This window comes from Mycolicibacterium sp. CBM1, from assembly GCF_054073305.1.
Window position 1 is genome coordinate 150,721 of the sequence record NZ_JBSXPP010000008.1, and the last position, 26,844, is coordinate 177,564.

General features: G+C 66.7%; 27 protein-coding genes. 20 read left to right on the forward strand and 7 right to left on the reverse strand.

Going from position 1 to position 26,844, the window contains the following annotated elements; translation table 11 throughout:
- Positions 1–45 precede the first annotated feature (45 nt).
- From ACXDF8_RS13345 to ACXDF8_RS13370, 6 genes are all read left to right on the forward strand, one after another.
- Positions 46–240, forward strand: a complete 195-nt coding sequence (locus ACXDF8_RS13345) for a hypothetical protein (RefSeq protein ID WP_457223735.1) — start codon at positions 46–48, stop codon at positions 238–240.
- Between the two features lie 127 nt (positions 241–367).
- On the forward strand, positions 368–460 hold the full coding sequence (locus ACXDF8_RS13350) for an Ms4533A family Cys-rich leader peptide (RefSeq protein WP_457223736.1): 93 nt from the start codon (positions 368–370) through the stop codon (positions 458–460).
- 118 nt (positions 461–578) lie between these two features.
- On the forward strand, positions 579–1,619 hold the full coding sequence (locus ACXDF8_RS13355; RefSeq protein ID WP_457223737.1) for a sulfate ABC transporter substrate-binding protein: 1,041 nt from the start codon (positions 579–581) through the stop codon (positions 1,617–1,619).
- Positions 1,616–2,497, forward strand: a complete 882-nt coding sequence (gene cysT / locus ACXDF8_RS13360) for a sulfate ABC transporter permease subunit CysT (protein ID WP_457223738.1) — start codon at positions 1,616–1,618, stop codon at positions 2,495–2,497. The genes ACXDF8_RS13355 and cysT overlap by 4 nt, the downstream gene beginning before the upstream one ends.
- Positions 2,494–3,309, forward strand: coding sequence for a sulfate ABC transporter permease subunit CysW (gene cysW, locus ACXDF8_RS13365; RefSeq protein WP_457223739.1), 816 nt, complete (start codon positions 2,494–2,496; stop codon positions 3,307–3,309). Before cysT ends, cysW begins: the two co-directional genes overlap by 4 nt.
- Positions 3,310–3,316: 7 nt before the next feature.
- Complete coding sequence (locus ACXDF8_RS13370) at positions 3,317–4,363, forward strand: sulfate/molybdate ABC transporter ATP-binding protein (RefSeq protein WP_457223740.1); 1,047 nt, start codon at positions 3,317–3,319, stop codon at positions 4,361–4,363.
- Here the strand turns inward: ACXDF8_RS13370 and ACXDF8_RS13375 are convergent.
- The 4 genes from ACXDF8_RS13375 to ACXDF8_RS13390 all read right to left on the reverse strand — a co-directional run bounded on the left by ACXDF8_RS13375 (position 4,360) and on the right by ACXDF8_RS13390 (position 7,798).
- Positions 4,360–5,118, reverse strand: a complete 759-nt coding sequence (locus tag ACXDF8_RS13375) for a sirohydrochlorin chelatase (protein WP_457223741.1) — start codon at positions 5,116–5,118, stop codon at positions 4,360–4,362. The two genes, ACXDF8_RS13370 and ACXDF8_RS13375, sit on opposite strands and share 4 nt — an antisense overlap.
- Positions 5,097–5,810, reverse strand: a complete 714-nt coding sequence (locus ACXDF8_RS13380) for a phosphoadenylyl-sulfate reductase (RefSeq protein ID WP_457223742.1) — start codon at positions 5,808–5,810, stop codon at positions 5,097–5,099. Before ACXDF8_RS13380 ends, ACXDF8_RS13375 begins: the two co-directional genes overlap by 22 nt.
- 92 nt (positions 5,811–5,902) lie before the next feature.
- Positions 5,903–7,579 carry a nitrite/sulfite reductase gene (locus ACXDF8_RS13385; protein WP_457223743.1) on the reverse strand — a complete coding sequence of 559 codons (1,677 nt, stop codon included), beginning with the start codon at positions 7,577–7,579 and terminating at the stop codon, positions 5,903–5,905.
- 117 nt (positions 7,580–7,696) lie between these two features.
- The gene (locus ACXDF8_RS13390) at positions 7,697–7,798 is read right to left on the reverse strand and encodes an Ms4527A family Cys-rich leader peptide (protein WP_457223744.1); all 102 of its coding nucleotides are present in this window, start codon (positions 7,796–7,798) and stop codon (positions 7,697–7,699) included.
- Positions 7,799–7,893: 95 nt separating this feature from the next.
- Between ACXDF8_RS13390 and hemW the strand changes: the two genes are divergently transcribed.
- Entirely contained in the window at positions 7,894–9,069 is a 1,176-nt protein-coding gene (hemW, locus tag ACXDF8_RS13395) for a radical SAM family heme chaperone HemW (protein WP_457223745.1), read from the forward strand.
- An 81-nt stretch (positions 9,070–9,150) separates the two neighbouring features.
- On the opposite strand, the gene ACXDF8_RS13400 is transcribed toward hemW, so the two are convergent.
- Together ACXDF8_RS13400 and ACXDF8_RS13405 are read right to left on the reverse strand one after the other, a co-directional pair.
- Positions 9,151–9,474 carry a hypothetical protein gene (locus tag ACXDF8_RS13400; RefSeq protein WP_457223746.1) on the reverse strand — a complete coding sequence of 108 codons (324 nt, stop codon included), beginning with the start codon at positions 9,472–9,474 and terminating at the stop codon, positions 9,151–9,153.
- Between the two features lie 64 nt (positions 9,475–9,538).
- Complete coding sequence (locus ACXDF8_RS13405) at positions 9,539–11,626, reverse strand: SulP family inorganic anion transporter (RefSeq protein ID WP_457223747.1); 2,088 nt, start codon at positions 11,624–11,626, stop codon at positions 9,539–9,541.
- A gap of 360 nt (positions 11,627–11,986) precedes the next feature.
- On the opposite strand from ACXDF8_RS13405, the gene ACXDF8_RS13410 reads away from it, so the two are divergent.
- The 3 genes from ACXDF8_RS13410 (at position 11,987) to ACXDF8_RS13420 (ending at position 14,759) form a co-directional block, all read left to right on the forward strand.
- Positions 11,987–12,760: a response regulator transcription factor gene (locus ACXDF8_RS13410; protein WP_457223748.1), complete on the forward strand. Its 774-nt coding sequence runs from the start codon at positions 11,987–11,989 to the stop codon at positions 12,758–12,760.
- Positions 12,757–14,244 carry a sensor histidine kinase gene (locus tag ACXDF8_RS13415; protein ID WP_457223749.1) on the forward strand — a complete coding sequence of 496 codons (1,488 nt, stop codon included), beginning with the start codon at positions 12,757–12,759 and terminating at the stop codon, positions 14,242–14,244. The genes ACXDF8_RS13410 and ACXDF8_RS13415 overlap by 4 nt, the downstream gene beginning before the upstream one ends.
- 275 nt (positions 14,245–14,519) lie before the next feature.
- Positions 14,520–14,759 carry a hypothetical protein gene (locus ACXDF8_RS13420; protein WP_457223750.1) on the forward strand — a complete coding sequence of 80 codons (240 nt, stop codon included), beginning with the start codon at positions 14,520–14,522 and terminating at the stop codon, positions 14,757–14,759.
- 76 nt (positions 14,760–14,835) lie between these two features.
- On the opposite strand, the gene ACXDF8_RS13425 is transcribed toward ACXDF8_RS13420, so the two are convergent.
- On the reverse strand, positions 14,836–15,150 hold the full coding sequence (locus ACXDF8_RS13425; RefSeq protein ID WP_457223751.1) for a type II toxin-antitoxin system VapB family antitoxin: 315 nt from the start codon (positions 15,148–15,150) through the stop codon (positions 14,836–14,838).
- A 222-nt stretch (positions 15,151–15,372) separates the two neighbouring features.
- Between ACXDF8_RS13425 and hrcA the strand changes: the two genes are divergently transcribed.
- From hrcA to ACXDF8_RS13475, 10 genes are all read left to right on the forward strand, one after another.
- Entirely contained in the window at positions 15,373–16,404 is a 1,032-nt protein-coding gene (gene hrcA / locus ACXDF8_RS13430) for a heat-inducible transcriptional repressor HrcA (protein WP_457223752.1), read from the forward strand.
- A 124-nt stretch (positions 16,405–16,528) separates the two neighbouring features.
- On the forward strand, positions 16,529–17,668 hold the full coding sequence (dnaJ, locus tag ACXDF8_RS13435; protein WP_457223753.1) for a molecular chaperone DnaJ: 1,140 nt from the start codon (positions 16,529–16,531) through the stop codon (positions 17,666–17,668).
- Between the two features lie 4 nt (positions 17,669–17,672).
- The gene (locus tag ACXDF8_RS13440) at positions 17,673–18,437 is read left to right on the forward strand and encodes a 16S rRNA (uracil(1498)-N(3))-methyltransferase (protein WP_457223754.1); all 765 of its coding nucleotides are present in this window, start codon (positions 17,673–17,675) and stop codon (positions 18,435–18,437) included.
- Positions 18,438–18,534: 97 nt separating this feature from the next.
- Complete coding sequence (locus ACXDF8_RS13445; RefSeq protein WP_457223755.1) at positions 18,535–20,052, forward strand: aldehyde dehydrogenase family protein; 1,518 nt, start codon at positions 18,535–18,537, stop codon at positions 20,050–20,052.
- Between the two features lie 140 nt (positions 20,053–20,192).
- Complete coding sequence (locus ACXDF8_RS13450; protein ID WP_457223756.1) at positions 20,193–21,152, forward strand: PDR/VanB family oxidoreductase; 960 nt, start codon at positions 20,193–20,195, stop codon at positions 21,150–21,152.
- Positions 21,153–21,243: 91 nt separating this feature from the next.
- Positions 21,244–22,536 carry a cytochrome P450 gene (locus tag ACXDF8_RS13455; RefSeq protein WP_457223757.1) on the forward strand — a complete coding sequence of 431 codons (1,293 nt, stop codon included), beginning with the start codon at positions 21,244–21,246 and terminating at the stop codon, positions 22,534–22,536.
- 29 nt (positions 22,537–22,565) lie between these two features.
- Positions 22,566–22,991 carry a hypothetical protein gene (locus ACXDF8_RS13460; protein WP_457223758.1) on the forward strand — a complete coding sequence of 142 codons (426 nt, stop codon included), beginning with the start codon at positions 22,566–22,568 and terminating at the stop codon, positions 22,989–22,991.
- Positions 22,988–24,139, forward strand: coding sequence for an NAD(P)-dependent alcohol dehydrogenase (locus ACXDF8_RS13465; protein ID WP_457223759.1), 1,152 nt, complete (start codon positions 22,988–22,990; stop codon positions 24,137–24,139). The genes ACXDF8_RS13460 and ACXDF8_RS13465 overlap by 4 nt, the downstream gene beginning before the upstream one ends.
- Positions 24,140–24,241: 102 nt before the next feature.
- Complete coding sequence (locus ACXDF8_RS13470) at positions 24,242–25,465, forward strand: PucR family transcriptional regulator (RefSeq protein ID WP_457223760.1); 1,224 nt, start codon at positions 24,242–24,244, stop codon at positions 25,463–25,465.
- Between the two features lie 78 nt (positions 25,466–25,543).
- On the forward strand, positions 25,544–26,830 hold the full coding sequence (locus ACXDF8_RS13475; protein WP_457223761.1) for a LuxR C-terminal-related transcriptional regulator: 1,287 nt from the start codon (positions 25,544–25,546) through the stop codon (positions 26,828–26,830).
- Positions 26,831–26,844: the final 14 nt, after the last annotated feature.

Consider the following 26,844-nt stretch of genomic DNA (forward strand, 5'->3'; position numbering starts at 1 on the left):
ACCACCGGCGGCGAGCGGTCTACCGGCGCGGCATACCCTGGTCTGGTGAGTGGCTTCCTGAGTTGGTGGGACGGCGTCGAGTTGTGGCTGTCCGGGCTCGGATTCGTGCTGCAGACCATCATCGTGATGCCCGTCGTGCTCGCCCTGGCCTACGGCATCGCCGTCGTGATCGACGCCGCACTGGGCAGCGGCATCCGGGCATTGCACTGGCTGCGCCACGACCAGCGGCGGTCCCGATGACCGGGATGCCCCGTTCGCGTGTCACATTGGCGCTGGTAGCGCTGCTGATCTTGGTTGTCGTCGTCTGGTTGATCAATCGCTGAGACCTGCTCTAGGCAGGAACGGGAACTCTGTTAAGCTTCCCGCCATGCATTCGGTGAGCGGTTACGGCGAGGGCCACATTCTGGCCCTTATCGCCGTCGGCGCGCTGGCCGTTGCTGATGTTGCATGTTGTCGCTGACACCCCTACCCGTCCGCGGTTTGGTGTCGGTGATGGTCATGGCAATTCGCCTGTGAAGCATCGCCATTCCGTTGTGACGGGGTCAGTCCACCCGATAGCGCAATGAGAAAGGCCATCAATGTCCAGGAAGCACTCGCCGCTTCGCCGGTGGAGCGCCGCCGCAGCCCTTGCCACGGCCGCCACGATGCTCGCCGCCTGTGGCGGTGGGTCGAGTGACGTGGTCGGCGGCGGCAGCGGCGCCAAGGCTGACACCACCCTGACGCTGGTCGCCTACGCGGTGCCCGAACCGGGTTGGAGCAAGATCATCCCGGCTTTCGCGGCCACTCCCGAAGGCAAGGGCGTTGCGGTCACGACGTCCTACGGCGCCTCCGGTGACCAGTCGCGCGCCGTGGTGGACGGCAAGCCCGCCGACATCGTCAACTTCTCCGTCGAGCCCGACGTCACGCGTCTGGTGAAGGCCAACAAGGTTGCCGCGGACTGGAACAAGGACGCCACCAAGGGCGTCCCCTTCGGCTCGGTGGTCACCCTGGTGGTCCGCAAGGGCAACCCCAAGAACATCAAGGACTGGGACGACCTGCTGCAGCCCGGCGTCGAGGTGGTCACCCCCAGCCCCCTGAGCTCGGGCTCGGCCAAGTGGAACCTGCTGGCGCCGTATGCCGCCAAGAGCAACGGCGGCCAGGACCCGCAGGCCGGCCTGGACTTCGTGAGCAAGCTCGTCAGCGAACATGTCAAGACACGCCCCGGCTCCGGCCGAGAGGCCACCGACGTCTTCCTGCAGGGAACCGGCGACGTGCTGTTGAGCTACGAGGACGAAGCCATCAACGTCGAGCGGCAGGGCAAGCCGGTCGAACACATCGTCCCGCCGCAGACTTTCAAGATCGAGAACCCGGTCGCGGTGGTGACGACGAGCGCACACCAGGACAAGGCGACCGCGCTGAAGAACTTCCTGTTCACCCCGGAGGGCCAGAAGATCTGGGCGCAGGCCGGTTTCCGCCCGGTCGATCCCGCGGTGGCCGCTGAGTTCGCCGCCGATTTCCCCGCGCCGGCACAGAAGCTGTGGACCATCGCCGACCTCGGCGGTTGGAGTGCGGTGGATCCGGCGCTGTTCGACAAGGACAATGGCTCGATCACCAAGATCTACAAGCAGGCCACTGGATGACAGCAGCGATCGAACCGAATCTGCAGGCGGTCCGGCCCGAGCACACCGGTGGTGGCTCGGGCGGACCGCCCGCCCTCGTCGGGCGGCGCCACGGCACCACCTCCCTGCGGGTCGGTGCGGCCTCGATCTGGTTGAGCGTCATTGTCCTGCTGCCGTTGGCCGCGATCGTCTGGCAGTCGGCCAAGGGCGGTTGGCACGCCTTCTGGCTCGCCGTCACCTCCAACGCCGCACTGGAGTCGTTGCGGGTGACGTTGACCATCTCGATCGGCGTCACTGTGGTCAACGCCGTGTTCGGTCTGTTGGTCGCGTGGGTGCTCACCCGAGATGACTTCCCGGGTAAGCGACTGGTCGACGCGGTGATCGATCTACCCTTTGCGTTGCCCACGATCGTGGCCAGCCTCGTCATGCTGGCGCTCTACGGCCCCAACAGCCCGGTGGATCTCCACCTGCAGCACACCAAATGGGGTGTGGGCGTGGCGCTGTTGTTCGTCACGTTGCCGTTCGTCGTGCGCTCGGTTCAGCCGGTGTTGCTCGAACTCGACCGCGAGGTCGAGGAGGCGGCGGCCTCGCTCGGCGCCAACAACACCGTGATCTTCTTCTCGGTGATCCTGCCGGCGCTGCTGCCGTCGTTGCTGTCGGGCGCAGGGCTGGCATTCTCCCGAGCCATCGGCGAGTTCGGTTCGGTGGTGCTCATCGGCGGCGCGGTGCCGGGGGAGACCGAAGTGTCCTCGCAGTGGATCCGGACCCTGATCGAAAACGACGACCGCACGGGAGCTGCGGCCATCTCCATTGTGCTACTGGCTATCTCATTCATCGTGCTGCTGATCCTGCGGACCATCGGTTCGCGTGCGGCCAAGCGCGAGGAGCAGACGTCGTGACCCCGTCCCCGGTGGTGCGCTACCTCGCCCGCTACGCCGCACTGGCCTACATCTCGGTGCTGGTGCTCGTCCCCGTCGGGCTCATCCTGTGGCGGACATTGGCTCCGGGCGTCGGCGCGTTCTTCGCCTCGATCACCACCCCGGCGGCGATCTCGGCGCTGCAACTTTCCCTGCTGGTCGTGGCGATCGTGGTGCCGCTCAACGTCGTCTTCGGCGTTCCCACCGCGCTGGTGCTGGCCCGCAACAAGTTCCGCGGCAAGACCGCGCTGCAGGCGGTGATCGACCTGCCGTTCGCGGTTTCGCCGGTGGTGGTGGGCGTCGCGCTGATCCTGCTGTGGGGGACCGCGGGAGTGTTCGGCTTCGTCGAGAACAGCCTCGGTCTGAAGATCATCTTCGGTTTCCCCGGCATCGTGCTCGCCAGCATCTTCGTCACGGTCCCGTTCGTTATCCGTGAGGTCGAGCCGGTCCTGCACGAACTCGGCACCGACCAGGAGGAGGCGGCCGCCACCCTCGGTTCGAGTTGGTGGCAGACCTTCTGGCGGATCACCCTGCCCTCGATCCGGTGGGGTCTGACCTACGGCATCGTGCTCACAGTTGCCCGTACCCTCGGCGAATACGGCGCGGTGATCATGGTTTCGTCGAACCTGCCCGGTACATCCCAGACGCTGACCTTGCTTGTCTCGGACCGTTACAGCAGAGCCGACGAGTACGGCACCTACGCCATCTCGACCCTGCTGATGGCGGTTGCGGTGTTAGTCCTTGTCGTCCAGGTGATTCTGGACGCCCGGCGTGCGAAGGCCACTCAGGAGTGAAGAACACATGACCAACGCCATCACCGTCACCGGCGCCAACAAGCGCTACGGCGACTTCGTCGCCCTCGACAATGTCGACTTCGTCGTCCCGTCCGGGTCGTTGACCGCCCTGCTGGGGCCCAGCGGATCGGGCAAGTCGACGCTGCTGCGTGCCATCGCCGGCCTCGACCAACCCGACTCCGGGACGATCACCATCAATGAACGTGACGTCACGGCCGTGCCTCCGCAGCGGCGCGGGATCGGCTTCGTGTTCCAGCATTACGCGGCCTTCAAACATCTGACCGTCCGCGACAATGTGGCGTTCGGCCTCAAGATCCGCAAGAGGCCCAAGGCCGAGATCAAAGAGAAGGTGGACAATCTTCTCGAGGTCGTCGGCTTGGCCGGCTTCCAGACCCGCTATCCCAACCAGCTTTCCGGCGGTCAGCGTCAGCGCATGGCGCTGGCTCGCGCGCTGGCCGTGGACCCCCAGGTGCTGCTGCTCGACGAACCGTTCGGCGCGCTCGACGCGAAGGTGCGCGAAGACCTCCGGGCCTGGCTACGCAGGCTGCACGACGAGGTACACGTGACCACGGTGCTGGTCACCCACGACCAGGCCGAGGCGCTGGATGTGGCCGACCGCATCGCTGTGCTCAACAAGGGGCGCATCGAGCAGATTGGCACGCCGACCGAGGTCTACGACAGCCCGGCCAACGCGTTCGTGATGTCGTTTCTCGGCACGGTGTCGGCGCTGAACGGAATCATGGTGCGCCCGCACGATATTCGGGTGGGCCGCAGTCCGGAGATGGCCATCGCGGCCGGCGACGGCACCGCAGAGTCCACCGGCGTCGTGCGCGCCACCATAGACCGGGTGGTGTACCTGGGCTTCGAGGTGCGTGTCGAATTGACCAGCGCGACCAATGGCTCGCCGTTCACCGCGCAGATCACCCGCGGCGACGCAGAAGCATTGGGGCTCAAAGAGGGTGACACCGTCTATGTGCGGGCCACCCGGGTTCCGCCGATCGCCGGCGAGGTTCAGGTGGCGACCACCAGCAAGGCCTCCGCCACCGCCGGCTAGGCCGCCAGCCTGGCGGCCACCGCCTGATCGAATCGGTCGAGCACCGTCTGGGCTACCAAGGGATGAGCGCCGAGCGGTGCGGCCATCGGGATGCCTGCGGCGTCGAGGATGGCGGACACCCGATCGGTGATCCGGCCCGGGGCGATGAACCAGGGCGCCACGACGATCCGGCGGGCTCCGCGGCTGCGGAGGGTCTCGATCCCATCGGCGACCGACGGTATCGGGCCGGTCGCATAGGCGACCTGTGTTGCGGCCCACTGTGTTCCGTGCCCCAACGCGGCGGCAAGGGTCGAGGTGCGGGCGTTGGCGGCGCTGTGTGAGGAACCCACTGCGACCACGAGCACGCCCACCGTCGGATCGCGCGGGTCAACCTCGGCATCGACGAGGCGTTCCCTCATCACGTCGAGCAAACGGGGATCCTCGCCCAGAGTTTCGGCCTGGATCACCTCGGCGCCCGCCTCGGCGATCATCGCGGGGATATCCACGCGGGCATGGTAGGCGCTGGCCAGCAGCAGCGGTGCGACGACCGCAGGACCCGCCAGCAATCCCAGCACATCACGAAGGTTTGGCGAGTTCTGCTCGCAGAACGCCACCCGCACATCCAGGCGTGGCCGTTGTGCCCGGATCTGCTCGGCTACCGCGTTCGTGGTTGCCGCGGAGCGTGGATCGGCACTACCGTGCGCGGTGAGGATCAGCGTGCAGCGGTGTTGCGACCCAGCGATGGTCGCAGATCTCACGACGCGTGCAGCCCGCATTCGGTCTTGGCCAGACCCTGCCACCGACCGCTGCGCGGATCGGCGCCGTCGACCGGCTTCGCGGTGCAGGGCGCGCAGCCGATGGACGGATAGCCTTCGTCCACAAGCGGATTCACCAGCACACCGTTGGCCTGGATGTAGGCGTCCATCTCTTCGTCGGTCCAGGCCGCCAGCGGGTTGATCTTCACCAGCTTGAACGCCTCGTCGAAACTGATCAGCGGAGCGTTGGCGCGCGTCGGCGCCTCGACCCGGCGGATGCCGGTGACCCACGCCGAATACCCCTGCAGCGCCTTGCGTAGCGGCGTCACCTTGCGCAGCCGGCAGCACTCGTTGGGGTCGCGGGCGAACAAGTCCTTGCCCAGCAACCGATCCTGCTCGGTCACACTCTGCTCGGCGCCTACGTTGACGACGTGGACGTCGTAGACGGCCTCGACCGCGTCGCGGGTGCCGATCGTCTCCGCAAAGTGATAGCCCGTGTCCAGGAACAGCACGTCCACACCCGGGCGCACCTTGGCCGCCAAGTCGACCAGCACGGCGTCCTGCATGTTGGAGGCCACCACGTAGTTGCCACCGAAGTGCTTGTCCGTCCAGGCCAGCAGCTCGCCGGCCGAGGCCCCGTCCAGTTCCGCCGCGCCCTGTTCGGCCAACGCCCGTAACTCGGCTTCGGTCACTCTGTCCACCCCAATACTCATCGGTGCCCCTCGCTCTTCGCGCAAGCGCTCACGCCACTACCTCGCTCTTCGCGCAAGCGCTCACGCCACTACCTCGCTCTTCGCGCAAGCGCTCATCGCAAATCCTCGTCTTCGGCTCTGACCGCCCACTGGGCGAAACGCTCGCCGTCCTGTCTTTGTTTCACGAAGTTGCGCACCACCCGCTCGATGTAGTCGCCGAGCTCGCTGGAGAGCACCTTGTGCTGGCGCAGTTTGCGGCCGAAACCACTGTCCAGCCCGAGGCTGCCGCCCAGGTGAACCTGGAACCCTTCTTCCGGGCCGTTGCCGTCGTCGATCATCTGGCCCTTGAAGCCGATGTCGGCGATCTGGATGCGCGCGCACGAATTGGGGCAGCCGTTGATGTTGACCGTGACCGGTACGTCTAGCTCGGAGTTGATGTCCTGAAGCCGCTTCTCCAGATCGGGCACCAGGCTCTGAGCACGCACCCGGGTCTCGGCGAAGCTCAGCTTGCAGAACTCGATCCCGGTGCAGGCCATCAGGTTTCGACGCCAGTGCGAGGGGGTCGACGGCAGGCCCAGCGCGTCGAGCCCGGCCGTGAGTTTGGCCACCTCGTCATCCGGGACGTCGAGCACGATCAGCTTCTGGTACGGCGTGAACCGAACCCGATTGGAACCTGCGGCCTCGGCGAGGTCGGCGACCTTCGTGAGGATCGTGCCCGACACGCGTCCGGCGATCGGTGCCACCCCGACGGCGTTGAGCCCGTTCTTGAGTCGTTGCACACCGACGTGGTCGATCGGGCGGACGACCGGCTCGGGTGCGGGCCCGTCGATTAGGGGCCGCTTCAGGTACTCCGTCTCGAGAACTTCGCGGAACTTATCAACGCCCCAGTCCTTGATCAGGAACTTCAGCCGGGCTTTGGCGCGCAACCGCCGGTAGCCGTAGTCGCGGAAGACGCTGACCACGGCCTCCCAGACGTCGGGCACCTCGTCGCGCGGCACCCAGGCGCCGACCCGCTGGCCCAGCATCGGGTTAGTCGACAGGCCGCCGCCGACCCACAGGTCGAAACCGGGGCCGTGCTCGGGGTGGTTGACCCCGATGAAGGCGACGTCGTTGACCTCGTGCACCACGTCCTGCAGACCGCTGATGGCGGTCTTGAACTTGCGCGGCAGGTTCGAGTACTCCGGCTTGCCGATGTAGCGGCGCACGATCTCGTCGATCGCGGGGGTGCCGTCGAGAACCTCGTCGACGGATTCGCCTGCCAGCGGCGACCCGAGCACCACGCGGGGGCAGTCGCCGCACGCCTCGGTGGTCTGCAGGCCCACCTCATCGAGGCGGCGCCAGATCTCCGGCATGTCCTCGACCCGGATCCAGTGGTACTGCACGTTCTCGCGGTCGCTGATATCGGCGGTATCGCGGGCGAACTCGGTCGAAATGCCGCCGAGGGTGCGGAGCGCGGCGGTGGTCAGCGCGCCACCGTCGCTGCGCACCCGCAGCATGAAGAACTCGTCTTCGAGCATGTCGGTGTTCTCGTCACCGGTCCAGGTGCCGTCATAGCCCGGCTTGCGCTGGGTGTACAGACCCCACCAGCGCATCCGGCCGCGCAGGTCGGTCTTGTCGATGCTCTCGAAGCCCTGCTTGGCGTAGACGTTCTCGATGCGGGCGCGGACGTTGAGCGCGTCGTCGTCCTTTTTGAACTGTTCGTTGGCGTTGAGCGGCTCGCGTTCGCCCAGGGCCCACTGGCCCTCGCTACGCCCCTTGGGCGCGCGCGCGGTGTCTGTTGGCTGACTCATGAAAGATGCTCCTCATGTCAAGGAGCTGGCGTATCGAATCGCGAAACCCACCGGTGAGCTGTTCCGGCGGCGCAGATCCGGCGGCCAGCTGAAGTTCAGGTGGGCGGGTCTACGGCATCAAGCCAGACAACAACAAGTACAAACGCGCTTGAAATCGACGTGCCGCCGAGCCACCAGCGCGATACCGCGCAGGGTCTGAGGGGCAGTCATGCGGGCCATTCTGCCACGGACCCCGGCGATAGCTCTAACCGGGCCAGATTTTGGCTCGCGATGAGCGAAAGTCTGCTCGTGCGCCGCTCTGGGAGACTGAATGCATGTCGATCCGTCCTGCACCGGCGCAGGTGCCGCACCTCGCCCTGACCCGGGGCACTGCGTTCGGCATCTATATTCACGTGCCGTTCTGCGCCGCCCGCTGCGGATACTGCGACTTCAACACCTATACCGCCGGCGAGCTCGGCGGCGCGACACCACAGGGCTGGCTGGCCGCGCTGCGCGACGAGCTCGCCCTCGCGGCCAGCAGCGTCGGCTCGGTCGCGGTGGACACGGTGTTCGTCGGCGGCGGCACCCCGTCGCTGTTGGGCGGGGCCGGGCTGGTCGACGTGCTCGGCGCGGTGCGGGACAACTTCGTCCTGGCCGCCGGCGCGGAGGTGACAACCGAGGCCAACCCGGAGTCGACATCGGCCGCGTTCTTCGGGGAGATCCGCGCGGCGGGTTACACCCGGGTGTCGCTGGGCATGCAGTCGACTGCGCCCCGGGTACTGGCGATCCTGGATCGCACCCATTCCCCGGGCCGGGCGTTGCAGGCGGCTGCCGAGGCCACCGCTGCCGGCTTCGAGCACCTCAACATCGACCTCATCTACGGCACGCCGGGGGAGTCCGACGACGATCTGCTGCGGTCGGTGGAGGCGGCGCTGTCCGCCGGTGTCGACCACGTTTCGGCCTATGCGCTGGTCGTCGAGGACGGCACCGCGCTCGCCCGCCGGGTCAGGCGCGGTGAGGTCGCCGCGCCGGACGACGACGTGCTGGCCCACCGCTACGAACTCCTCGACGAGCGGCTCACCGCCGCCGGGCTGGATTGGTACGAGGTGTCGAACTGGAGCCGTCCTGGCGCCCAGTGCCGGCACAACGTCGGTTACTGGAACGGTGGCCAGTGGTGGGGTGCGGGACCCGGTGCCCACGGCTTCGTAGGCGACACCCGATGGTGGAATATCAAGCACCCCAATACCTATGCGCAACGGCTGGCCGAGGGTCAGCTGCCGGTCGCCGACTTCGAGCGTCTCGACTCTCATGACCGACACGTCGAAAGCGTGATGTTGCAGATACGGTTACGCGACGGTCTGCCACTGTCGGAGCTCACTGACTCCGAGCGAGTGCGTGCCGCAGGTGCGGTGACGGAGGGCTTGCTGGCGCGCGCGGCCGACCGGCTAGTGCTCACCGGCCGGGGCCGACTGCTGGCCGACGCCGTGGTGCGTGACGTCCTCGACGACTGACGTCAGCCCAACGTCGTTGTCAACGGCAAGGGCCGCGAGGGATTTTCCCTCGCGGCCCTGCGTTGGTGGCGGGTTAGACGGCTAGCCCAGAAGCCACAGCGGGTTGATCGGCCCGAAGCCCGTCCCGAATCCGAAGGGCTGGTTGGGCCGAACCGGCGGACTGACGTGAATCGAGGAGTGGCCCTGCCGCTGGCACACCGAAGCGGCGCCCTTCTCGTTGCATGTCGTTGTGTTGGAGATCGCAGCCGCGGGGGGCGCTACGGCGATGGCGGTGGCGGCCGCACCTGCCGCGATCAAGGGGGCAAGGTGGCGAAGCCTGATCTTCATCATGAATTCCTTCTCTATCTTGTTGGCAAACAGTGGATTCGACATGATCACTAGCTCGTCGCCTGCAAGGTCACTCACCTCCGTAGGATCGTGGCTCGGGCGGGAAAGGCTTCTCTCTGAAACCTATCCATTCCCACCGGCCCTATAACTCAAGGCTAATTCCGTTGCGCTGCATGGTCACGCGACTCATACCGAACCCATATTGACCTTCTCGTCCAGTCGGATTCGGTTCCAGGGCAGAGCATTCCACCGGGAATACGCATGCGCTCGCGCGGTCGTGAAACAGTCCGACCACCTTCATCTGCGCCGACTTCATCCCCTCGTGCACCAGGGGATGAGCTGCAACCGCTTGAGCCTTCACCGCGACGTCGACCATGCACAGTTGGTCGGTGGGCTCAAAGCCTTGGGCCGCCGCGGAGCGTGCCACCGGATGGCGGCCGTCGTCGAAGGCCGCCAGCGTGGCACTGGGTTCGGCTCGATCGTCGCGCAGCTGTGCCATTGTCGGGCAACCGGAATGGCCGCAGACCACGATCATCGTCACATTGAGGTGTCCGACGGCGTAAGCGATCGCCGCATCCAATGACGAGTCGCTGTCCCCGATGCCGAATGTGACCAGCTCACCGGTACTGATCGCGGTCGGCTCGACTCCACAGTCAGTGCAGGTGATCAGCAGGGTTCGCGCGTTCTCGGGCGTCGGATCCACCGCGCTGAAAGCACGTGCGGGCGGGCCGGTGAGTGCACTGTCGAGCTCCACCGCACCGACTTCGCGCAACAGGACGATTCCGCCGGCGGCTTCGTGCTGGCGGCGCCAGTCTTCGATCGTCTGCTGCGCCGCATGGTCGATGAAGTCGACCGACAGCTCAAGGATCACCCGCGCCCCTTGCGGAACGGCGGCCAGGACGCGATGCATCCGCGGCAGGGACAGGAAGGTGCACGAACCCTCCACCGTCACAAGCCATTGGCCGTTGTCGACGGGTTCGGCATGAATGCGTGCTCGGGCAACCCGCCACACCGTCAGCGCAACCGCGAGTGCAAGCCCCAGCAGCACGCCCTCGAGCAGATTCAAGAAGACGACGCCGCCGAGTGTGACCAGGTAGACTGCTATGTCGCCAGTGCGTCTGGCTGTTTCGATGTGGGTGATCTTCACCAGCTGGATGCCGACCACGATGAGCAGCCCCGCCAGGGCGGCGGTCGGAATCTGGGTGGCCAACCCGGCGAACGGCAGTGCGAAGACCAACACCCACAGTGCATGCAACATCGTCGACGCTCGGGTCTTGGCGCCCGCTGCGACGTTGGCCGTGCTGCGCACGATCACGCCGGTGATCGGCAGGCCGCCGACAACACCGGAGACCATGTTGGCCGCGCCCTGCCCCACCAGTTCCCGATCGAGGTTCGAACGAGAACCGGTGTGCATCCGGTCGACCGCAACAGCGGTCAGCAGGCTCTCCACGCTGGCGATCAGCGCAACGGTGACGACGCCGGTGGCGAAGGCACCCCAGTTGCCGTCCGGGAGGCCGGGCAGCGCCAGCGCGTCGATCAGGGACCCGTCGAGCGCGATGCGCGGCACGCCGGGTGCCGCCACCCAGGCGACCAGGCTGGCGACGACGATGGCGACCAGGGGACCGGGCACGCGCCGCACGGGCAGCGGAACCCACCGCCAGGCGACGAGGATGGCGATCACGAGCAGCCCGATGAACATCCCGGTGTGATCCGCTGTGAACAGCTGCATCGGCAGTTCGGTGATATTGCGCCAGGCCGAGCTCTCCGAACTGCCACCCAGCAGAACGTGAACCTGCTGGAGCGCGATGGTGATGCCGATGCCGGCGAGCATGGCGTGCACCACCATCGGTGAGATCGCCAACGCGGCGCGGCCACATCGGCTGAGACCGAAGACGATCTGCAGCGCGCCCGCGCACACCGTGATGGCGCAGGTCACCGCCCAGCTGAACTCGGCCACCAAACCGGCGACGATCACGGTCAGCCCGGCGGCGGGCCCGCTGACCTGCAACGGTGAGCCGCCTAGCGCGCCGGCGACCAGCCCGCCGACGATGGCGGCGATCAGTCCGGCCAGCACCGGGGCGTTGGAGGCGATCGCGATGCCCAGCGACAGCGGCAGTGCCACCAGGAACACCACCAGGGAGGCCGGCACGTCATAGCGCAGGATTGTCGCCAGCGCTCCCTGGCTGCCGGTGTCGGTCTCCGTCTGGGCGCCGGTTGAGTCGCTCGTCACGTCTATGGTCTGTTGCACGGTAGGTGCCTCCTGTCGTCTCGTCGGCGGGCCGCCGCCCCGGCTGTACCGTGCCGTCCTGCGCAGTACCATTCCCGCCCCAGCGTGAAGAATCGAGAAGTGCTCGCTTGCAAGCAGTTACGTGAACAACCTTGGCCGCATCGGTCGACTTCTCAAGCGCAACAGTAGGTATCGTCATCCGCGGCGTTCAACGGACGCATAGAAGACTCATATCTGAGCCGAGCTCCCGGGCAACTGTGACAATTCGATAACGTCCCAACGGGATTCCTCGCTCGAACATTTGAGGCTGATATGGATTCAATGACAGCCGATCAGGCGCTCAGGACAATTAACATCATGGTTATGTCCGTCACTCCCAGTTCGCCACGTTCCCGGCATCCCCGCCAGGCCATCCTCGGCAAGCTGCCGCGCATCACCCGGGCCGACGGTTCTGCGATCCGCGTGCTGCTTGTCGACGACGAGCCCGCACTGACCAACCTCGTCAAGATGGCCCTGCGCTACGAAGGCTGGACCATCGAGGTGGCGCACGACGGCAAGGAGGCCGTCGCGAAGTTCACCGAGTTCGGCCCCGACCTGCTGGTCCTCGACATCATGTTGCCCGATACCGACGGGCTCGAGTTGCTGCGTCTGATCCGAGAATCCGACCAGTACACCCCGACCCTGTTCCTGACCGCGCGCGACTCGGTGATGGACCGGGTGACCGGCCTGACCGCGGGCGCCGATGATTACCTGACCAAGCCGTTCAGCCTGGAAGAGTTGGTGGCACGGCTACGTGGTCTGCTACGCCGCGCCAAAGCCATGACCGATCCCGACGACGAGACACTGAGGGTGGGCGACCTGGTGCTCGACGGCTCGAGCCGGGAAGTGACGCGCGCCGGCGACCCGATCTCGCTGACATCAACCGAGTTTGAGTTACTGCGCTACCTCATGCGCAACCCCAAGCGGGCCGTCACCCGGGCCGAGATCCTCGACCGCGTGTGGAACTACAGCTTCGGCGGCCGATCGAGCATCGTCGACCTGTACATCTCGTATCTTCGTCGCAAGATCGACGACGGCCGGCAACCGATGATCCAGACCGTACGAGGAGTCGGCTACATGCTGCGACCGACGCCATGACACGTCGGACGGCCTGGTGGAAGCCACGCTCGATGCGCCGTCAGCTGATGATCGGGGTCTCCACGATCGTCAGCGTGGCATTGGTCGGGGTCGGCGCTGTCGCGGTGGTGAGCCTGCGGGACGAAGCCATGCGGCTCAGCGACAGCAAGGTCTCCGACTCGCTGGCGGCGTTTAGCTATTCGTATGCCAAGCAAGAACGGGCCCATCCGCCACCGGTGGAGTCGGCACTGGCGCCGTGGGAGTCCCTGACCGAGTTCCAGGGGCAGTCGCCGGGCACTGTCATCGCCGTGTTGCACGACGGAAAGGTGCCGCAAGCAACCATTTTCAGTGATGGTGAACCCATGTCCGCACCGATCGACGTTCGTGAGGCGCTGAAGTCGATCGACTGGCGCGACGGTGGTGACCGCACCGTCGAACTCGGCAGCCTCGGACCCTACCGGGTCGGCAGCCGCGAACTTGCCAGCGGCGAGCGCCTGGTCTCGGCGGTGTCGCTGGACCAGGCGAACAAGACCTTGGCGCGGGAAACCATCATCGTCATCGCGTTGGTGCTGCTCGCGCTGGCGGCCACCGCGGGTGGCACGGTGTGGATGGTCAGCTATGCACTAAAACCGCTGCGACGGGTTGCCGCCGTCGCCGGGGCGGTTGCCGCACTTCCGCTGTCGAGCACCGGCCACCGGATCGCGGTGCGGGTCGACGAGGCCGATACCGACCCGGACAACGAAGTGGGCGTCGTCGGCAACACGCTCAACCGGCTGCTGGACAACGTCGACGGTGCGCTGGCAGATCTGGCCGAGTCCGACCGGCGTATGCGCCAATTCCTCGCTGATGCCAGCCATGAACTGCGCACCCCGCTGGCGGCGATCGTCGGCTACGCCGAACTGACCCGCCAGGACAGTGATGTACTCCCGGAGACGACCGAATACGCGCTGGCCCGCATCGAGGCGGAGTCGCACCGGATGGCGTCGCTGGTCGCCGATCTGCTGCTGCTCTCGCGCCTCGACGAGCGACAGGATCTGAAGATCGAGGACGTCGAGCTGTGCGATCTCGTGGCCGATGTTGTAAATGACGTTGCGGTGACATCACCGGAGCACCACTTCGTGATCGACCTACCGGAGACACCCGTGTGGGTGCGCGGCGACCGGGAGCGGCTTCATCAGCTGGTGGCCAACCTGCTGGTCAACGCCCGGGTCCACACACCTGCTGGCGTCACGGTCGCCACCGCGCTCGCTGCTCGCACCGAGAACGGCCAGAACATGGTCGAGCTGACCGTCAGCGATGACGGGCCCGGCATTCCAGAAGCCTTGATGCCCAACCTGTTCGACCGCTTCGTGCGGGCGGACAAGTCGCGTTCGCGCAAGCTCGGTTCCACCGGGCTGGGCCTGGCGATCGTGCGCTCCATCGTGGAGGCGCACCGCGGGACGGTGTCTGCGCAGTCGCGGCCGGGCAACACGGTCTTCACGGTGACGCTGCCGGCATCTCAGTAGTTCAAAAGGCCTATACCGCTGGGCGTCACGCACTGCAGTGCGTGTAGCGACCGGAAGACATTTGCGTTCCCTATGAGTGTGATGACGGCGCGGCTGGCGGTTTCTAGTATTGGAGGCATGACATGGAGATGGGCGAAACAGCAAATCCGCCAAAGGTATTCGCCCATATCCGGTGACGATGGAGGTGTCGACGTGTGAGTCTGACTGGCTGAGACCTCTTTCATCACAACTCATCATCCAGATCCACCCAGGTACAACCAGAGAAAGGAACCATCATGACAATGCGCTACCTCACTCCGTTCCTCATCGCCGGAGCCGCCGCAGCCGCGATCGCCGTCGCGCCCGCTGCGCAGGCTGCGACGACCGGCTCGCAGTCCTGCAGTGACAGTGGGAGCACCTCGGTCTGCCAGAAGCCGGGCCACGCGTCGATCGTCACCAGCCCGCAGGACACCGTCGGTCAGACGATGGGCGGACCCGGGGGGCTGAGCCTGACCCAGATGTGGGCTCTCGGCTAGAACCTGATCACAGCCGGCAAGGCCGCGACGGCCGCCTCGACGACGAGGCGTCCTCGCGGCCTTGTCGCGTTGGGCGTCAGTACTGTCCGTTGAGGTTGCCGTCCATGTCGTGGACCCGGGCGTGCAGGACGGTGCGGTTGCGCAGTGCGGCCCGCACCGCGCGGTGCAGGCCGTCCTCCAGATAGACCACGCCGTGCCACTTGACCGCGTGCGGGAACAGGTCGCCGTAGAACGTAGAGTCCTCGCTGAGCAGACGGTCCAGCGCGAGCACCGTCGTCGTGGTGACCAACTCGTCAAGACGGATCTGGCGCGGGGGGATCTGAGACCAGTCGCGGTAGGTGAGGCCGTGCTCGGGATAGGGTTTGCCCTCCCGAACGCCCTTGAAGATCATGGCAGCGTCGCCCCGACCGTCCCCGTCGGCGTAGCCGCCCGAGTGCGCATGACCATTTCAGCAAGGCTAGTCGTTGCGCGCCCGAATGCCAGTGCTGGGCGAATTCCGGTGCGGTGGGTCCCAACCGGCCCGACCCGGACACCGGAAGTGGCACTCGGCGGCCGTGGGTGCTAAATGTGCTGATGATGTCCGTAAAATGGAGACGACTTGGAGGTGTACCAGATGGGAAGTGCCGACGATCGTCGCTTTGAGGTGCTCCGTGCCATCGTCGCCGACTTCGTTGCGACAAAAGAGCCGATCGGCTCCAAGGCTCTCGTCGAACGCCACAACCTCGGGGTATCCAGCGCGACCGTGCGCAATGACATGGCCGTCCTGGAGGCCGAGGGCTACATCGCGCAGCCGCACACCAGCTCGGGACGAGTGCCCACCGAGAAGGGCTACCGGGAGTTCGTCAACCGGATCGACGAGGTCAAGCCGCTGTCGAGTTCGGAACGCCGCGCGATCCTGCAGTTCCTGGAGTCCGGGGTCGACCTCGACGACGTCCTGCGCCGCGCGGTGAAACTGCTGGCCCAGCTGACCCGCCAGGTGGCGATCGTGCAGTACCCGACGCTGTCCACCTCCACCGTGCGCCACCTCGAGATCGTCGCGCTGACCCCGGCCCGGCTGCTGATGGTCGTCATCACCGACTCCGGCCGCGTCGATCAGCGCATCGTCGAACTCGGCGACACCATCGACGACTATCAGCTCTCCCAGCTACGCGAGTTGCTCGGGCAGGCGTTGGAGGGTAAGCGGCTCGCGGCCGCCTCGGTGGCCGTCGCCGACCTGGCTGCCCGGCTCGACGGCTCGGGCGGACTCGGCGACGCCGTCGGGCGATCGGCGACGGTGCTGCTGGAGTCCCTCGTCGAGCACAACGAGGAGCGGCTGCTGATGGGTGGCACCGCCAACCTGACCCGCAACACCGCCGACTTCGGCGGCTCGCTGCGCTCGATTCTGGAGGCACTCGAGGAACAAGTGGTGGTGCTTCGGTTGCTGGCCGCCCAGGAGGAGACCGGTAAGGTCACGGTGCGCATCGGCCAAGAAACCGAGGCCGAGCAAATGGCCGGCACATCGGTGGTGACCACGACCTACGGCAGCTCAGGCACCGTCTTCGGCGGCATGGGAGTGTTGGGTCCGACCCGGATGGACTATCCGGGAACTATCGCCAATGTCGCGGCGGTTGCGATGTACATCGGCGATGTATTAGGCGGCCGATGAGCGCCGCCGATGAACGACGAAGTGAAGAGGCCAACAGCGCGAGCGAAGAGGCCAATCAGGTACGGCCGATGAGGCTCAACGGCGGATGCCGGGCTGACTAAGCCGGCGAATCGAAAGGTCAAGCGTGGCACGCGACTACTACGGCTTGCTCGGGGTGAGCAAGGGCGCCAGCGATCAGGAGCTCAAGCGCGCCTATCGAAAGCTGGCCCGCGAGCTGCATCCGGACGTCAACCCCGACGAGGATGCGCAGCACAGGTTCAAGGAGATCAGCGCCGCCTACGAGGTGTTGTCCGATCCGGAGAAGCGCCGCATCGTCGACCTCGGCGGCGATCCGCTGGAGGGCGCCGCGTCGGCAAACGGATTCAGTGGCTTCGGTGGTCTGGGCGATGTCTTCGAGGCCTTCTTCGGCGGCGGCACCGGCTCGCGCGGCCCGATCGGGCGGGTGCGCCCCGGCTCGGACTCGTTGCTACGGATGCGCCTGGACCTCGGCGAATGCGCGACCGGCGTGACCAAGCAGGTCACCGTCGACACCGCGGTCCTGTGCGACATCTGCCAGGGCAAGGGCACCCACGGCAACTCCACCCCGGTCACCTGTGACACCTGTGGGGGCCGCGGCGAGGTGCAGACCGTTCAGCGCTCCCTGCTCGGCCAGGTCATGACTTCGCGGCCCTGCCCGACGTGCCGCGGGATCGGTGAGGTCATCCCCGACCCTTGCCACCGCTGTGGCGGCGACGGCCGGGTACGGGCCCGGCGCGACATCAGCGTCAAAATCCCGGCCGGGGTCGGGGACGGGATGCGTGTTCGCCTGGCCGCGCAGGGCGAGGTCGGACCCGGTGGCGGGCCGGCGGGCGACCTCTACGTCGAAGTCCACGAACAGCAGCACGACATCTTCGTGCGCGACGGCGACGACCTGCACTGCACCGTTTCGGTGCCGATGGTCGACGCGGCACTGGGCACCACAGTCAGTGTGGAGGACATCCTGGAGGGCTCGATCGAGATAGCCGTCGCGCCCGGCACGCAGCCCGGTTCGGTGAGCACGCTGCGTGGGCGCGGGATGCCGCATCTGCGCTCCGGAACCCGCGGTGATCTGCACGCCCACATCGAGGTGAGCGTGCCGGGCAAACTCGATGCCCGGGCCAAGGAGCTACTGGGCGAGTTCAAGAGTCGCAGCCACGAAGAGGCACAGGTGAAGTCGGTGCACGCCGGCGAAACGGCGGGCGGCGGACTGTTCAGCCGGCTGCGCGAAACGTTCACCGGCCGCTGAGCCGGTGGCCGACACCCTCTTCTACACCGCGGCCGTCCCGGCTGTCGGCCAGTGCGCGACCGTCGAGGGCGACGAGGGTTTCCATGCCGCCACGGTGCGGCGCATCCGGCCGGGTGAAGTGCTGGTGCTTTCCGACGGGGCCGGCGCGATGGCGCGCTGCGAGGTCGAGGAGGCCGGCAAGCGCGGTCTGTCGGCCCGAGTGCTGGAGTCTTGGCAGGAGCCGCGCCCGGTCCCGTCGGTGACCGTCGTGCAGGCCATTCCCAAGTCAGAGCGTTCCGAGCTGGCGATCGAGCTGGCGACTGAAGCCGGCGCCGATGACTTCATGGCCTGGCAGGCCTCGCGTTGTGTGGCGCGCTGGGACGGCGAGCGCGCCGACAAGGGATTGCGTCGCTGGCGTGCCGTGGCCCGTTCGGCGGCCCGGCAGTCTCGGCGTGCCTACATCCCCGAGATCAGCGGCCCGCTGGGCACCGGTGCTCTGTCGGCGGTGATCGCCGAGCGCGTCGCCGCCGGAGCGCTGGTCCTGGCGTTGCATGAATCCGCCGACCGCCCGCTCGCCGATATGCCGGTGGCGCAGGCAGATTCGATCATGCTGGTCGTCGGCCCGGAAGGTGGGATCAGCGACGGTGAACTCGCCGAGCTGGTGAGCGTGGGCGCCACCGCGATCCGGCTGGGACCGACGGTGTTGCGCACGTCGACCGCGGCGGCGGTCGCGCTCGGCGCGCTGGGCGCGTTGACGCCGCGGTGGGGTGGCGACCGGCCGCTGGAGTGACGTCGCCGACCGGGTGAGGAGAACCTGCCGATCGAGTGATGGTGCGCTCTGCCCGGGCCGCGTTGACTTCCAGTCGAGCGATCCGAGGGGAGTCGTCATGACTGCAGCCGTCACGCACTACGAGATGTTCATCAACGGAAGGCACATCGGCGCCGCCGAGTTCGACGAGATCCGCGATCCGGCCACCGAGGACTTGGTCGCCACGGTGGCCCGAGGGACCGTGGCCGACGCGGATGCCGCCGTCGCGGCCGCCCGGGCGGCCTTCGAATCGGGAGCCTGGTCTCGGATGGCACCGGCCGACCGGTCGGCAGTGATGACGAGCATCGCCGATCAGCTGGCGCGCGAACTCGACGAACTCGTCGACCTCGAGATCCATGCCAACGGCGCCACCGTGCGGCAGGCCACCGGCTTCCATGTCGGCTACGCCCCCGCGCACTTCCTGCACTTCGCCGAGCTGGCCGGCACCTACCAATGGAGCCGGCAGGTGAGCACGTCGGCGTATCCCACGATGTCGACCAATGTGATCCGCCGCGAGCCGCTCGGGGTGTGCGCCGCGATCGTGCCCTGGAATTTCCCGCTGCTACTGGGTATTTGGAAGATTGGCCCAGCCCTAGCGGCAGGGAACTCGGTGGTGATCAAGCCGGACGAGAAGACGCCGCTGACGTTGTTGCGGTTGTGCGAGATCGCCCAGGAGTGCGGGGTGCCCGACGGGGTCATCAACCTTGTCACCGGCCCGGGGCCCACCGTCGGGGCCCGGCTGGCCGAGCATCCCGACGTCGACAAGGTGGCCTTCACCGGTTCGACGGCCGTCGGTCGCGAGATCATGCGGCTGGCCGCACCCACGGTGAAGAACGTGTCGCTGGAGCTCGGTGGCAAGGGTGCGCAGATCCTGCTCGACGACGCCGATCTCGACATCGCGATCGACGGTGCGCTGTTCGGCTGCATGCTCTACTCGGGCCAGATCTGCGAATCCGGCACCCGGCTGCTGGTGCCCGACCAGATGTACCACCTCGTGGTCGATCGACTGGTCGACCGTGCCTCCGCGCTCAAAATCGGGGATACCGACGACTTCGACACCGATGTCGGCCCGGTGATCTCCGCCAGGCAGCGTGACCGGGTACTGGGCTTCCTGGACTCCGCGAGGCTGGATGGCGCGAGAATCGTTCTGGGCGGCGGCGTCCCGGAGGGTGAGCGGTTCGGCAAGGGGTACTGGATCGCCCCGACGATCGTCACCGACGTCACCAACGACATGGAGATCGCCCGGGAGGAGATCTTCGGCCCGGTGCTGTGCGTGTTGCGCTATACCGACGAATCGGATGCCGTCAGTCAGGCCAACGACTCCCAGTACGGGCTGAGTGCCGGGGTCTGGAGCACCGACTACGAGCGTGCCGCCGATCTGGCCGCACAGCTACGGGCCGGCACGGTGTGGATCAACAACTGGCACCAGATCGACCCCGCGTTGCCATTCGGGGGATACAAGCAAAGTGGGCTGGGGCGTGAGTTGGGTGAGCATGCGCTGGACGCGTACACCGAGACCAAGCACGTGCACATCGATCTCACCCAGAAACTCGAACGTCACATCTTCGACGCGCTGCTGTCCGAGCCGCCCCGCTAGGCGATGCCGACGGTGTGAGTCCGCTGTGCCGTCACCACTCCGTTCGGGGTAGGGCGCTCCACCCTCCGACGGCTTGTCACCACCGGCGACACCCCGCACGCTCGAGGGGTCGGTTTCGGGTTTGTCGCAGAGGAGTTCGGGTGATCGAGGTTGTTGTCGCACAACGCGAGGAACTAGCCGACGACGTCATCGGCCTGGTTCTTGAGGATCCAGACGGGCGGGACCTGCCGCAGTGGGCACCGGGCGCGCACATCGACGTCGTGCTGAGCGGGGACGTGGTGCGGCAGTATTCGCTGTGCTCGAACCCGGACGATAGGCGGCGCTGGCGAATCGGGGTGCTGCTGGAGGCCGCCGGCCGAGGCGGTTCCGCATTCGTTCACCAGCAGGTACACCAGGGCGCGCGTCTCCGGATCGCCGGTCCGCGCAACCATTTCGCATTGCGGCCAGCCGAGCGTTACCAGTTCATCGCCGGCGGAATCGGCATCACCCCGATCCTGCCGATGATCGACGCCGCGGTTGCCGCGGGTGCCGATTGGCACCTGTTGTACGGCGGACGGCGCAGATTGTCGATGGCGTTCGCCGACGAATTGGCGAAATATACCGAGCGCGTGGATATTCGGCCGCAGGACGAGCAGGGCCTGCTCGATCTCGACGATCTGCTGGGCACCCCGCGCGAGGACACCCTGGTGTACTGCTGCGGACCCGAGGGTCTGCTGAGAGCCGTCGAGGCTGCCTGTGCGCACTGGCCCGCCGGCGCTCTGCATGTGGAACGGTTCGCCGCCGGCGTAGCTACGGCCGCCGGTTCGGCGGTGGCCGGCTCATCCGAGGCTTTGGACAACTTCCAGGTGGTCTGCCAGAAGTCGAATCTCACCATCGACATCGGCCCCACCACCTCGATCCTGGATGCGTTACGAGCGCATGGGGTGAACATGTTGTCCTCCTGCATGGAGGGGATCTGCGGCACCTGTGAGACGGCGGTGTTGGAAGGGGTCCCCGATCACCGCGATTCGGTACTCACCGACGACGAGAAAGCCGCCAACGACGCGATGATGGTGTGCGTATCGCGTTCGCTGACACAGCAGTTGGTCCTCGACTTATGATGGCCAGCCACGTCCCGCACCCCGAAGGGGGGATGCGGATGTCTCCCGCGCCGGATCGTCAGCGGGACCGGCCGGTGGCAGCCTGATCGGTATGACCAGTATCGCCGAACACCCGTTGACGATCACCGACCCCGAGCTGGATCTGTCGGCAAGGTCGTTCTGGGCACAGAACTTCGAACAGCGTGAAAAGGCGTTCGCTCGACTGCGAGACGAACATCGTGTCTCCTACCATCGGCCCTACGAATCGACGCTGCTCCCACCCGAGGACGACACCCCCGGCTTCTGGTCGGTGACCAAACACAAGGACTGCCGGTTCGTCTCGCGCAACCCGAAGCTGTTCTGCTCGGGCAAGGGCGTGTTGATGGAGGACATGCCCGAGGTCGTCATCACCGCGACAGCCTCTTTCCTGGTGATGGACGGTGAGCAGCACCGCAAAATGCGCGGCATCATGGAGCAGGCGTTCAGCCCCCGCAACGTCCGCAAGATCTCGGAATGGGTTGCCCAGCATGCCCGTGACCGCCTCGACGAGATCATCGACCGCGGCGAGGGCGACTTCTCCGAGGACTACGCAAAGTACGTGCCTGGGCGCATCTTCGCGCACTTCTTCGGCCTCGAGCGCGACAGCGAAGAGCAGCACATCGTCATGGAGGCTGCCGAGCGGATGCTGGCCTGGGATGACCCCCGCATGGCTCTGGGACGCGACGCGCTGACCACTCATGCCGAGGAAAGTGAGCGTATCCAGGACATCGCGTTGATGATGGCCGAGCGCCGGCGCAAGGAACCGAAGGACGATCTGATCACCTGGGTCATCAATGCCGAATTCGAAGGCCAGAAGCTCGACGAGTGGGAAATCGGGTCATTCTTCTCGCTGCTGGGATCCGCGGCGAACGACACCACCCGGCATTCGATCGCGCACGCGATCCGGCTGCTGTCGGAGAACCCCGACCAGCGCGCCCTGCTGCTCGAAGACCTGGAGGGCCGCGTCGGCGGCGCCACCGAAGAGGTTATTCGGTATGCCAGCCCGGTGATGCATTTCCGTCGCACGGCCACCCAGGACGTCGTCATCGGCGATGCCGAGGTCAAAGAAGGCGAGCACGTGGTCATGTGGTACTGCTCGGCCAACCGTGATCCCGAGGTTTTCGCAGATCCGGCCAGATTCAATATCCTGCGCAGCCCCAACGACCACGCCGGTTTCGGTGCGGGCGGCCCGCACTTCTGTCTCGGCAGCGCGCTGGGCAGGCAGATGCTGCGCTCGGCGATCACCGAAATCTACACGCGCATACCGGATATCACGCTCAGCGGGGAACCCGACTATCAGGTCAACAACTTCATCCACGGCGTGCACTCGTTGCCGGTGCGCTGGACACCACCCACCAATCGCTGACCGCCAGAGCCGAACACAGGAGAACAGCCATGCCGTACTACGCCAACCCAGAAGAGATCTACGCCTACCTCGGAGGTGTGTTCCGGGCCGCCAACGGCACCGATGTGGGGCCCAAGCTGAAGTCCGCCGACATCGACCTACAGGTGTACTACACCGACCCGGACGCCTGCATGACGGTCCGGCTGCGCGAGCCCAGCATCGAGGTCGCCGACGGCGGGGACAACGCCGATGCCGACGTGAAGCTGTACATGCCCGCCGATATCGGCGACAAGTTCTGGCGCGGCGAATACAACCTCGGTGTGGGGCTGGCCAAGGGCCAGGTCAAGGCCAAGGGACCGGTCAACAAGATCCTCAAGCTGGTGCCGTTGACCAAGCCGCTGTTCCCCATCTACCGCGAGCTCGTTGCCGAGAAGGACGCCGCGGCTGACGCGGCTCGGGATGGGGGAACACGTTGACCGACAACGTGACTGATGCCAGCGGCACCATCACTGCGTCGCGGCCGTCGACCGCTCTCGCGGCGGTCCTGCGCGAGGAGGGCCGGCCGTTGTCACTGGAGACCGTCGAGCTGGCCGACCTCGCCGACGACGAGATTCTGGTGCGGATCGCCGGAGTGGGGATCTGCCACACCGACATCTCCGCCGCACAGGGGCTCGTACCGCTGCCGCTACCGGCCGTGCTCGGCCACGAAGGCGCCGGCGTCGTGGTGTCGGTGGGCGCCGGGGTGACCACGCTGGTTCCGGGTGACCATGTGGTGCTCAGTTTCGCCTACTGCGACGAATGCGACACCTGCCGCACGAAGACGCCCGCCTACTGCGATCTGTTCGCACCGCTGAACTACTTCGGCGAACGGCTCGACGGCACCGTCACGATGCGGGCCGGCGACGAAGAGATCCACGGCAACTGGTTCGGGCAGTCGTCGTTCTCGAGCCTGGCCATCGCCGCCGCCCGTAACGCGGTCAAGGTCCCCACGGATCTGCCGTTGCACCTTCTCGGCCCGCTGGGCTGCGGGCTGCAGACCGGGGCGGGCGCGGTCATGAACGTGTTGCGACCGCAGCGGGGGGAGAGCCTGGCCGTGTTCGGCCTGGGGGCGGTGGGTCTGGCCGCGGTGATGGCCGGTGTCGCGCTGGGCTGCGATCCGGTGATCGCCATCGACGTCAACGAGTCCCGCCTGGAGGTCGCGCGCACTCTGGGCGCCACCCACACCGTCAACCCGGCGACAAGCCGGGATCTGGTGTGGGACGTGATGAGCACGGTGCCCGCCGGGGTGCATCACTCGCTGGACGCGGTCGGCTCGAACGCCGTCATCCGGCAGGCGCTGGAGATTCTCGGCTCCCCGGGGCACTGCGTGACCGTCGGTTTCCACGGCCTGCAGCACGACATCACGATCGACCAGGGACATCTACTGCTAGGCCGGCGGCTGTCCGGGGTGATCGAGGGCGATGCCGACCCACAGGCCTTCGTGCCCAGCCTCATCCGGCTCTACCGGGAGGGGCGATTCCCGTTCGACCGCCTCATCGAGACTTTCGCCTTCGCCGACATCAACGCCGCGATCGAGGCCTCGACGCGCGGCGACGTGATCAAGCCGGTGGTCGTCTTCGATTGACCGATGTGAGCCGAACGCAGTCGGACGTGGGACGCAGGTGTTACCGTCGCCCACGTCCAGCCGCGTGATTGGGGAGCGTTGGTGGGTCAAGACCTCGCACGTATGTCGGTTGAGGAGTTCACCGCCCTTGCGGCGTCGATGGACGTCGCGGCCCTGGGACAGCGGATCGGCATGCGTGCCGTCGAAGTCATCGCCGAATTGCACGACACCAAGGATCGCGACCTCGAGCAGCTGACCGTTGAGGCGGCGCTGAGCAACGTCCAGGCCGTGTTACGCGCCTTGGCCGCGGGGGAGTCGCCGGCCTCGGCGCAGCCGCCGGAGCTCACCCTCAACTGGGTGGCGACCCTGGCCCAGCGCGGCATCACTGTGGCGGTGATCCCGCGCTGTTATGTCATCGGGTCGGGTATGTGCGACGCCGCACTGCGCAATGCGATCAACCAACTCGACGCCCCCGAAGATGTGCGCTGGCAGCTGGCCGGGTCGGCCTCCCAGTACCTGTTCGGCTACTGCGAGAAGGTCTCCGGCGACCTGGTCGACCACTACCAGCGAGAACGCGAACTCTGGGCGCAGGGAGCCGATTCGGTGCGCGCCGAACTCGTGCACGGTGTCGTCTCGGGTCGGCCGGTGGATCTGCGGGCCACCAGCGCCGCGCTCGGCTACAACCTCGACCGGCCGCACGTCGCGATGATGGTGTGGACCGATCCGCGCAGCCACGACCGCCCGCCGTTGCAGGCATTGAAGCGTGCCGCCGCGGCGATCGCCCACCAGCTCAAAGGGATGGAGCTGCTGGTGGTCCCGGCCGGCGCCGGGATGGTGTGGGCCTGGACCAGCGGCCCGTCCGTGACCGATCGTCCCACGGCGACGATCACCGTCGACGCGCCGCTGCTGGGTTCGGTTGGTGGCCTGGCTCCCGGCCTGGCCGGCTTTGTTGAGTCGCACCACCAGGCCGGCGACGCGCGGCGGATGAGCGGGGTTCTGGCCCGGCCCGCTGGTGCGGTGCTCTACCACCGCGACGTCGCCCTCGATGCGCTGCTGACCCACGACCTCGCGGCAGCACGGCGATTCGTCCGCGATGAACTCGGCGAACTGAGTTCGGACACCGAACGCAGCCGGCGACTGCGCACCACGCTTAGCGTGTTCTTCGAGGAAAACATGAGTTGGGGGCGAACCGCCGAACGGCTAGGCGTGCACCAGAACACCGTGATGTACCGGGTGCAGCAGGCCAAGGATCTGCTCGGCCTCCCGTTGACCGATCGTCGGCTGGAACTGGAGGTGGCGCTGCGGCTGGCCGACGCGAACGGTGAGCTCAGTCCCGGCGACATGTGAGCCCATTCCAGTACTCAGCGAGAACTTTGGAAGCGGGTTCCATGTTCCGGTGACTCGGGCCTCCCTACCGTCATTGATGTGACTGTCGCCACTTTTCCGCTGTCCGATATCGCCCCGAGCGAGCTGGGCCATAGTGCCCAGGTGCGCGCGCTGCCCTCGGTCCGATCGATCCGGGCGCGCGACGACCGGGAATGGTCGGTCGTCGGTGATCCGCTGCGCGACCGTGACCTGCGCGACCGGGTGCTGGTGGCACTCGAACAGGCCGCGTCGGCGGTGCCGGGGTGTATCGAGGTAGCCGGCGACGAGCGGGACTTCACCCGGCTACTGACCGCTCTGGACGCCAGCCGGGAGCAGTTGAACAGGCATCTGGCGAACGGCGGACTGCCGGTCCGGCGGCTCGGCGCGGCATGGTTTGCCGGGATGCTCGGTGAGGTCACCGCGTTGCACACCGAGGTGGCCCGGGCCCGCGCCGCGCAGAAGGACGAACGCTACGGCGCGGTGCGTAACGCACTCTCGCGCCTGCATGGCGTCGACTCCGTCGCGCAGATGCTCGATCGGGCCCTGGTGGAGTTGTGCCGATGCGGGTTCGACCGCGCCATCATCTCGCGGGTCGAGGACTCGACCTGGTGGGTGGAGAACGTCCACGTTCACGCCGATCCGGAATGGGCCGGCGAGATCGTCCGCGTGGGCCGGGAGAACCCCCTGGTGATCGACCACACGGTTGTCGAAAGCGAAGTCATCCGGCGGCGTGCACCGGTGCTCGTTCGCGACGTCGAGCACGATCCGCGGATCAACACCGCGATCGGCATGGCCTCGCTGTCGAGGTCTTATGTCGCCGCCCCGATCATGCCGGACGGTCGCGTCATCGGGCTGCTGCATGCCGACTGCTACAACAGCCGCCGCCACGTCGACGAGGACGACCTCGCCGTGCTGTGGATGTTCGCCGAAGGATTCGGCTACGCCTACCAGCGGACGGTGCTCAGTGAACGACTCCGTCTCGCGCGCAACGAGATTCAGCGCATGGCCCGAAACGTCGCGAACGCCGCCGACGACCTGTGCACCGCAAGGACCGTGCTTGTCTGCCAACCGCGACAGGACGACAGCCCCGCCAGCCGGCCCGTGGTGGCCGCGTCGCTGGTCGCCGATTCCCCGATCGAAACCCTGTTGTCGCGCCGCGAGATCGAAGTGGTGTCGCTGATGGCGGAGGGCCGAAGCAATGCGGCGATCGCCACCCAGCTGGTGATCGCCGAGGGCACCGTCAAGACCCACGTCAAGCACATCCTGCGGAAGTTGAAGGCGTCCAACCGTGCCGAAGCGGTGTTTCGCTTCATGCGGATGACCGAGGTACACGGCACCCGACGCTGACGGAGTCGAGTTCC